The following is a 7922-nucleotide window of genomic DNA, read 5'->3' as shown; positions in this document are numbered from 1 at the left end:
GAGCCGGTCGACGAACGCGTCGGCGTCCTGCACGCCGCTCGCGCCCTTCAGCGGCGGCGTCAGCGCGCTGCCGGCCGAGTAGCCGCGCGTGCCGGCGAGCCCGCCGTTGTTCGCCGCGTTCGCGTAGGCCTTCGCCATCGCGTTCATCGCGGCGAGGCCGCCTTCGTTACCCGACGTGCCGAGGCCGCCCGCGCCCGGGCCGGCCGCGCCGACATCGGCCGCCGTGTCGCTGCCCGCACCCTGCCCCGCATTGCGCAGCAGCTGCTTCATCAGCGCGTCGGCGACGCCGATCCCGCGCGTCGACATCTGCTGCGCGAGCTGCTGGTCGAGCATCGACGTGTACAGCTTGGACGTATGCGAATCGAACAGCCCGCCGTCCGGCGACGCGTCGCGCATGCTCTTGAGCATCATCTGCGTGAACATCGCGTCGAACTGGCCGGCGACCGCCTTCGCGCCGGCCTGCGGCGACTGTTTCGCCTGCGCGCGCAGCGCGTCGAAACCCTGCACGTCGAGCGCGAAGCGCTGCGTGAGGTCGTTCGCGTTCGGAAGAGAGGCTGCCATTTAGATGATCTCCAGGTCGGCGCGCAGCGCGCCGGCGGCCTTCATCGCCTGCAGGATCGACATCAGGTCCGCGGGCGTCGCGCCGAGCGTGTTCAGCGCCTTCACGACGTCGGCGAGATTCGCGCCGGCCGTCACCATCTTCAGCGCGCCGTTGTCCTGCTTGAGCTGGATCTGCGACTGCTGCGCCACCACCGTCTGCCCGTTCGAGAACGGCCCCGGCTGCGATACCACCGGCTGCGTGTTGACCACGACCGACAGGTTGCCGTGCGCGACCGCGCAGCTCTGCAGCGTGACCATCTGGTTCATCACGATCGAGCCGGTGCGCGCGTTCAGGATCACCTTCGCCGCGGCCTTGTCCGGGCTCACGTCGAGGTTCTGCAGGCGCGCCATGAACGCGACCTGCTGCGCCGAATCGGCCGGCGCGGCGAGCTGGATCGTGCGGCCGTCGAGCGCCGTCGCGGTGCCCGGGCCGAAGCTCGAATTGACCGCGGACACGATCCGCTGCGCGGTGCCGTAGTCCATGTCGTTCAGCTGCAGCTGCAGCACGCCGTTCATCTGCGCGATCGCGTTCGGCACCGAACGCTCGACGATCGCGCCGCCGACGATCCGGCCGGCCGCGAGCTGGTTCACCTGTACGCGGCTGCCGTTCGCGCTCGCGCCCGCGCCGCCGACCGCCATGTTGCCCTGCGCGAGCGCATAGACCTGGCCGTCCGCGCCCTTCAGCGGCGTGAGCAGCAGCGTGCCGCCGCGCAGGCTTTTCGCGTTGCCGAGCGACGACACGGTGACGTCGAGCGCCTCGCCCGGCCGCGCGAACGGCGGCAGCGTGGCGGTCACCATCACGGCCGCGACGTTCTTCAGCTGCATGTTGCTCAGCGACGACGGGCCGCCGTTGGCCGAACCGTTGTTGATCGAGATGCCGAGGTTCGCGAGCATGTTCGCGAGCGTCTGCGTCGTGAACGGCGTCTGCATCGTCTGGTCGCCCGTGCCGTCGAGACCGACGACGAGGCCATAGCCGATCAGCGGGTTGTCGCGCACGCCCTGGATCTGCGCGAGATCCTTCAGGCGTTCCGCGTGCGCGGGCGCCGCGCCGAGCACGCACGCCGCGAACACGAGGGCGAGCCGCGCGGCGGCATGCGCGCGGGCCGACAGCCGGTTGAACAGGGTCTTCTGCATCGTCATCACCACGGCGCGATGTTGAGGAAGAAGCGCTGCAGCCAGCCCATCGTCTCGGCTTCGTTGATGTAGCCCTTCGACGAGTATTCGATCTTCGCGTCGGCGACCTGCGTCGAGTAGACCGAGTTCGCGCCCGAGATCGTGTTCGGGTTCACGACGCCCGAGAAGCGCACGAATTCGTTGCCCTGGTTGATCAGCATCTGCTTCTCGCCGCTGACCACCAGGTTGCCGTTCGGCAGCACGTTGGTGACGGTCACCGTGATCGTGCCGTTGAACGTGTTCGCCGCGCTCGCGCCGCCGGTCGCCGCGAACTTGTTGTTGCCGGCGGCCGACAGGTTCGCCTTCGCGAACAGCCCGCCGAGGAAGCCGGCCGTCGGCACGTTGAAGTCGGTGTTGCCCTGCCGGTTCGTGTTCGCGCCCGACGACTTGGTCGCATTGATGTTCTCCGCGATCATGATCGTCAGGATGTCGCCGACGTTGCGCGGCCGCTGATCCTCGAACAGCGGCCGCCCCGCGTAACCGGGGTTGTAGATCGAGCCGGGCGCCTGCATCGACATCGGCGCCGGCGGCTGCGCCGTCATCGGCTGCTGGATGATCGGATCGCGCGGAATCTGCGCGCAACCGGCGGCGAGCGCCGCCACCGCGACCGCGCACGCGGCGCGGACGGTGGCTGACGGGAGGAGGCGAACCTGCTTCATGGCGACGACGGGACTTTCCGGTTAGCTCTTCATCTGCGTGACGGTCTGCAGCATCTGGTCGGACGTCGTCACGGCCTTGCTGTTGATCTCGTAGGCACGCTGCGTCTGGATCATGTTGACGAGCTCCTGCACGACGTTCACGTTCGACGCTTCGACGTAGTTCTGGTTGAGCACGCCCGCGCCGTTCAGGCCCGGCTGCGACACGTTCGGCGCGCCCGACGACGTGGTCTCGGAAAACAGGTTCTCGCCGCGCGCCTCGAGGCCGGCCGGGTTGATGAAGGTCGCGATCTGCAGCGAGCCGATCTGCACCGAGTTGGTCGAGCCCGCCTGCGTGACCGACACGACGCCGTCCTTGCCGATCGTCAGCGACGTCGCGTTCTGCGGGATCGTGATCGCCGGCAGGATCTGGTAGCCGCTCGACGTGACGAGCTGGCCCTGCGCGTTGGTCTGGAACGAGCCGTCGCGCGTGTACGCGTTCGTGCCGTCCGGCATCAGCACCTGGAAGAAGCCCGCGCCGTTGATCGCGACGTCCTTCGAGTTGCCGGTCTGCGTGAGGCCGCCCTGCGTGTACAGGCGCTCGGTCGCGACCTGCTGCACGCCGGTGCCGAGCTGCAGGCCCGACGGCAGCTCGGTCTGCTGCGTCGAGTTCGCGCCCGGCTGGCGGATGGTCTGGTACAGCAGATCCTCGAACACCGCGCGCGACGCCTTGAAGCCGTTCGTGCTGGTGTTCGCGAGGTTGTTCGAAATCACGTCCATCTGCGCCTGCTGCGCATTCATGCCGGTGGCGGCGATGTAGAGCGAACGGTTCACTTGTCAATTCTCCTGCGTGGGCTGGCGCGGGCGCTCAGCTGAAGTTGAGCAGCTGGTTCGCCGACTGCTCGTTCTGGTCGGCCGTCTGGATCAGCTTCGACTGAAGCTGGAACGCGCGCGCGTTGTCGATCATCGCGACCATCGCGGTCACCGGGTTGACGTTGCTGCCCTCGAGCGAATTCGGCGTGACGACCACGCTCGGGTCGGCGTCGGCCGGATTGCCGTCGGCGGTGCGGAACAACCCGTCGTTGCCGCGCGTGAGCGTGGCCGGATCGGGATTGACGAGCTTCATCTGGTCGACGATCGCGACCGCCGTCGGCGGGTCGCCCGGCATCAGCGCGGACACCGTGCCGTCCTTGCCGATCGTCACTTCCGCGTTCGGCGGCACCGAGATCGGGCCGCCGTTGCCGACCACCGGCAGGTTGCTCGCGGTGACGAGCTGGCCGTTCTCGTCGACATGCAGGTTGCCGGCGCGCGTGTACGCCTCGCTGCCGTCGGCCGCCTGCACCGCCAGCCAGCCGGCGCCCTGCACGGCGACGTCGAGCGGGTTGCCGGTGCGCGTGATCGGACCCGGCGCGTAATCGGCGCCCGGCGTCGACGCGAGCACGTAGGTGCGCGTCGTCGTCGGGTCGATGTTGCTGCCGTCGCCGAAATTCATCGGCACCGCGCGATACGTCGCGAGCTGCGCGCGAAAGCCCGTCGTCGACGCGTTCGCGAGGTTGTTCGCGACGATCGCCTGCTGGTCGAGCGACTGCGACGCGCCCGTCATCGCCGTGTAGATCAGTCGGTCCATGGCTGCCCGTTATCCGCGCTTACAGGTTGATGAGCGTCTGGTCGACGGTCTGCTGCGTCTTGATCGTCTGCGCGTTCGCCTGGTAGTTGCGCTGCGCGGTGATCAGGTTGACGAGCTGCGACGTGAGGTCGACGTTCGAGCTCTCGAGCGCGCTGCCCTGCAGCGTGCCGTGGTTCGTGCTGCCCGGCGCCGAGATCTGCGGCACGCCCGACGCGGAGCTTTCCGCGTACTGGTTGCCGCCGAGGTTCACCAGCCCGTTCGGGTTGTTGAAGTTCGCGAGCGCGATCTGGCCGAGCACGGACGTCTGGCCGTTCGAGTAGTTGCCGGTCAGCTTGCCGTCGGTGCCGATCGTGTAGGTCGTCAGCGTGCCGCTCGCGAAGCCGTCCTGCGCGAGGTTGTTCACGCCGTCCTTGCCGCCGTACTGCGTCGTGCCGGTCAGGTCGAGCGTGAGGTTCTGCGGCGTCGCCGAGCCGTCGGTGTTCGGCACCGTGAACTGGAACTGGCCGAGCGACGTGGTCGGCGTGGCCGGCGTGCCCGTCGTCGTGCTCTGGATCGCGCCCGACGAGTTGAACGTGACCGTCCCGAGGTCGTTCGTCGCGCCGCCCTGCACGCCCGCGTATGCTTCCCACGTGCCGGCCGCCGACTTCACGAAATACATGTTGACCGCTTGCGAGCCGCCGAGCGAGTCGTATACCTGGATCGACGTCGAGTAGTTGTACGTCGTGTTGTCGGTCGCGTTGAACGGCGTCTTGGTCGGCACCGTGTCCTGCGAGTTCAGGTTGAACTGCGCGGAGATCTTGGTCGTCGCGGTCGGCGCGAGGTTGGTCGTCGGCGCCTGCAGCGGCACGGTCTGCGCGGTGTTGATCACGCCGCCCGCGTTGGCTGCGTAGCCCATCAGGTTGCGGCCCTGCGAGTCGACGATGAAGCCGTTCTTGTCACGCTGGAACGTGCCGTCGCGCGAGTACGTCGTCACGCCGTTGTTCGACATCTGGAAGAAGCCGTTGCCGTTGATCGCGACGTCGAGCGACGAGTTCGTCGTGGTGATCCCGCCCTGGCCGAAGTTCTGCTCGACCGAGTTCAGCCGCGTCCCGATGCCGATCTGCGTGTTGGTCGACGTCGCGACCGAGTTCGCGTACATGTCGGCGAACTGCGCGGTGCTCGACTTGAAGCCGACCGTGTTCGCGTTGGCGATGTTGTTGCCGATCACGTCGAGCGCGTTCGATGCACCCGAGAGGCCGCTCAGACCCTGTTGATAACCCATTTCGGTCTCCGTTTCGAGAATGCTCGATCAGTATCAGTTGGTGGTGGTGCCGCCGGCCGAGGACGACGACGACGCGGTGTTCGGGAAGATCGACGCGACCTGGGTCAGCCCCACCGTCGTGCCGTTCGACAGCACGAGCCCCGCCGTGCCGTCCGCCTGCTTGATCACGCTCTGCACCGTCGCGGCCGCGAGCGTCGTGGCCGGCTGCGGCGTGCCGTTGCTGTCGGTGTACGACGCGCTGACCGTGTACTTGCCGTCCGGCAGCGCGTTGCCCGCCGAGTCGGTCGGCGTCCAGTTGAACGGCACGGTGCCGGCCGACTGCGCGCCCGCCTTGATCGTGTTCACCACGGTGCCCGCCGCGTTCTTCACGGTGATCGTCAGGTTCGACACCGAGCTCGACAGCGACACGCCGAACGGCGACGCCGCGCCGCCCTTCACCGCGACCGCGTTGCCCGGCGCGAGCACGTTCGTGCCGATCAGCAGCGCGGCCTGCGTCTGCTGGCCGGCCGTGAGCTGCGACGACAGCGACGTGAGCGACGTATTCAGCTGCGCGATGCCGCTCACCGTGTTGATCTGCGCGAGCTGCGACGTCATCTGCGAGCTGTCGACCGGGCTCGTAGGATCCTGGTTCTGCAGCTGCGTGACGAGCAGCTTCAGGAACGTCGCCTGCAGGTCGCTCGCCGACGTGCCGTTGGTCGACGACACGTTGTTGGTGTTCATCGTGTCGGTCGGCAGGTTCGACACGTTCGTGCCGTTGCTGCCGATCGTCGTGCTGGAGGAAGTCATCCTGGGTGGCCTTCTGTCTGGACTTTCGGAACTGTCGGGTCTGTAAGGTCGGTCGGCGCGCGGCTTACGAGCCGATCGTCAGCGTCTTGAGCATCAGCGTCTTCGCGGTGTTCAGCGTCTCGACGTTGGCCTGGTACGAGCGCGACGCCGAGATCATGTTCACCATCTCCTGCACCGGATCGACGTTCGGCATCTGCACGTAGCCGTTCGCGTCGGCGGCCGGGTTCGACGGGTCGTAGGTCGACTTCATCGGCGACGGGTCGTCCATCACCTTCGTCACGCGCACGCCGCCCACGCCCTGGCCGGACGCGGTGCGCGCGCCGCCGATCGGGTCGGTCGCGAACACGACCTGCTTGGCCTTGTACGGCTTGCCGTCGGGGCCGGTCGCGCTGTCGGCGTTCGCGAGGTTCGACGCGGTGACGTTCAGGCGCTGCGACTGCGCGGACAGCGCCGAGCCGGCGACGCCGAAGATGTTCATCAACGAAGGCATGGAAGCTCCTTTTGCTCGGATTCGGAGGCGGCGCGCGCCGTCACTGGTTCGTCGTGATCGCGGCGATCATCGCCTTGATCTGCTGGGTCATCACGGTCATCCCGGTCTGGTAGTGCAGCGCGTTGTTCGCGAACTGCACGCGCTCGACGTCGAGATCGACCGTGTTGCCGTCGAGCGACGGCTGCAGCGGCATCCGGTACTGCGCGCGGCCGTAGTCGTCCGCCGGGCCGCCCGTCGGGATCAGCTTCGCGGTGCCGGCCATGTGGCCCGCCGCCGTCGACACCATCGACATGCCGCTCGTCACGCCGGCCGGCTGCGTCATCGGCAGTTGCGCGGCGTTGCTCGGCGCGAGGCCGCCATTGGCCTGCTTCAGCGAGCGCGCGAGCGTCGACGCGAAATCGACGTCGCGGGCCTGGTAGCCGGGCGTGTCGGAGTTCGCGATGTTCGACGACAGCAGTTCCTGCCGGTAGGCGCGCACGTCGAGCGCCTGTCGGCCGAACGCGAATTCCGCATCGAGTTTGTCCAGCATGTGTGCGTCTCTCCGTATGAAGCGCTGCACGCCCCTCGCGCCGGATGGCGACCCGAGAGGCTTTTTTCCATGACAGCGATGGTAGGCGCCGGACGCAACCGGCAATCGGGCGAATAACGCGGCAAAGGCCCCCTCTATTCATCGTTTGCGCGACGGCCCCGCTCCCTAGAATGCGAAGCGGAGCAACGGATCGGGGATCGGGCGATGACTGGCAGCGCACTTCGCGGAAGGAACGGGCGGCTCATGCACGTCCGGCGTGCGTTTGCGCGTGCCTTTGCGCTCGCCGCGGCGCTGTGGATCGCCGCCCCGGCCGCGCACGCGGACGACGGGATGATCGTGATTCCCGGGCGCGGCGAGACGGCCGAAACCGCGCTCGCGCACGCCAATGCGGCAAGCGGCGGGCAGTTCGCCGGGAATGCGGCGATGGCGCCGGGTGCGGGCCTCGCGCCGGACGCGGGTCGCTCGACGAGCGGCACGGGTGCCGCCAGCACCGGCTACGCGCCGCAACCGGCCGGCACGATGGTCGTGACGACCGTCCCGCCACCGGCTGCTGTGGCACCGGCACCGGCGCCCGCGCCCCGCCCCGTCTACGCAGCCGCCCGCGCGAACGCCGGATACGGCGCGCCGCGTGCCGCCGATCCGACTGCGATCGCGACGGTCGTCGCCGGCACGGCCGAACCCGCGTCGAATCCCGTGCGGCCGGCCCCGCAGCCGGCCTTCGCCGCACGCATGGCGGCCGCCCGCGCCGCGTCGGCGTTGCCGGCGCCGCGCGCGACGCCGGGTTCCGCCAACCCGGCCCCGGCGGCCAATACCACCAATGC

The 7922-nt window shown here is 68.5% G+C and carries 9 protein-coding genes and 1 pseudogene; 1 reads left to right on the top strand and 9 read right to left on the bottom strand.

Annotation, left to right across the window (positions count from 1 at the left end; genetic code table 11):
• From L810_RS41910 to flgB, 9 genes are all read right to left on the bottom strand, one after another.
• On the bottom strand, window positions 1-561 hold a 561-nt coding region (locus tag L810_RS41910), incomplete at its 3' end, for a rod-binding protein (RefSeq protein ID WP_042978314.1).
• Entirely contained in the window at window positions 562-1734 is a 1173-nt protein-coding gene (locus tag L810_RS41905) for a flagellar basal body P-ring protein FlgI (protein ID WP_042978316.1), read from the bottom strand.
• Between the two features lie 5 nt (window positions 1735-1739).
• A complete protein-coding gene (gene flgH, locus L810_RS41900) occupies window positions 1740-2432 on the bottom strand; it encodes a flagellar basal body L-ring protein FlgH (RefSeq protein WP_021164161.1) in 693 nt (230 codons plus the stop codon).
• A gap of 21 nt (window positions 2433-2453) precedes the next feature.
• The gene (gene flgG, locus L810_RS41895; protein WP_021164160.1) at window positions 2454-3242 is read right to left on the bottom strand and encodes a flagellar basal-body rod protein FlgG; all 789 of its coding nucleotides are present in this window, start codon (window positions 3240-3242) and stop codon (window positions 2454-2456) included.
• A 34-nt stretch (window positions 3243-3276) separates the two neighbouring features.
• Entirely contained in the window at window positions 3277-4035 is a 759-nt protein-coding gene (gene flgF / locus L810_RS41890; RefSeq protein ID WP_021164159.1) for a flagellar basal-body rod protein FlgF, read from the bottom strand.
• A 19-nt stretch (window positions 4036-4054) separates the two neighbouring features.
• Complete coding sequence (flgE, locus tag L810_RS41885) at window positions 4055-5296, bottom strand: flagellar hook protein FlgE (protein ID WP_021164158.1); 1242 nt, start codon at window positions 5294-5296, stop codon at window positions 4055-4057.
• A gap of 33 nt (window positions 5297-5329) precedes the next feature.
• Window positions 5330-6082: a flagellar hook assembly protein FlgD gene (gene flgD / locus L810_RS41880; RefSeq protein WP_021164157.1), complete on the bottom strand. Its 753-nt coding sequence runs from the start codon at window positions 6080-6082 to the stop codon at window positions 5330-5332.
• Window positions 6083-6146: 64 nt separating this feature from the next.
• Entirely contained in the window at window positions 6147-6572 is a 426-nt protein-coding gene (gene flgC / locus L810_RS41875; RefSeq protein ID WP_021164156.1) for a flagellar basal body rod protein FlgC, read from the bottom strand.
• Between the two features lie 40 nt (window positions 6573-6612).
• A complete protein-coding gene (flgB, locus tag L810_RS41870) occupies window positions 6613-7101 on the bottom strand; it encodes a flagellar basal body rod protein FlgB (RefSeq protein WP_021164155.1) in 489 nt (162 codons plus the stop codon).
• Window positions 7102-7305: 204 nt separating this feature from the next.
• On the opposite strand from flgB, the pseudogene L810_RS49515 reads away from it, so the two are divergent.
• A pseudogene (locus L810_RS49515) lies at window positions 7306-7922 on the top strand (flagellar basal body P-ring formation chaperone FlgA); the annotation flags it as partial.

Source organism: Burkholderia sp. AU4i, from assembly GCF_000466765.1.
Lineage (GTDB): Bacteria > Pseudomonadota > Gammaproteobacteria > Burkholderiales > Burkholderiaceae > Burkholderia > Burkholderia cepacia.
The sequence above is the reverse complement of the archived record's forward strand: the minus strand, read 5'-3'. Positions and strand labels throughout refer to the sequence as shown.

Excerpts from the sequence above, each read along its gene's own strand:
- flgD (WP_021164157.1), bottom strand. The coding sequence starts at position 6,082 with ATGACTTCCTCCAGCACGACGATCGGCAGCAACGGCACGAACGTGTCG.
- flgF (WP_021164159.1), bottom strand. The coding sequence starts at position 4,035 with ATGGACCGACTGATCTACACGGCGATGACGGGCGCGTCGCAGTCGCTC.
- flgE (WP_021164158.1), bottom strand. The coding sequence starts at position 5,296 with ATGGGTTATCAACAGGGTCTGAGCGGCCTCTCGGGTGCATCGAACGCG.
- flgH (WP_021164161.1), bottom strand. The coding sequence starts at position 2,432 with ATGAAGCAGGTTCGCCTCCTCCCGTCAGCCACCGTCCGCGCCGCGTGC.
- flgC (WP_021164156.1), bottom strand. The coding sequence starts at position 6,572 with ATGCCTTCGTTGATGAACATCTTCGGCGTCGCCGGCTCGGCGCTGTCC.
- L810_RS41905 (WP_042978316.1), bottom strand. The coding sequence starts at position 1,734 with ATGCAGAAGACCCTGTTCAACCGGCTGTCGGCCCGCGCGCATGCCGCC.
- flgB (WP_021164155.1), bottom strand. The coding sequence starts at position 7,101 with ATGCTGGACAAACTCGATGCGGAATTCGCGTTCGGCCGACAGGCGCTC.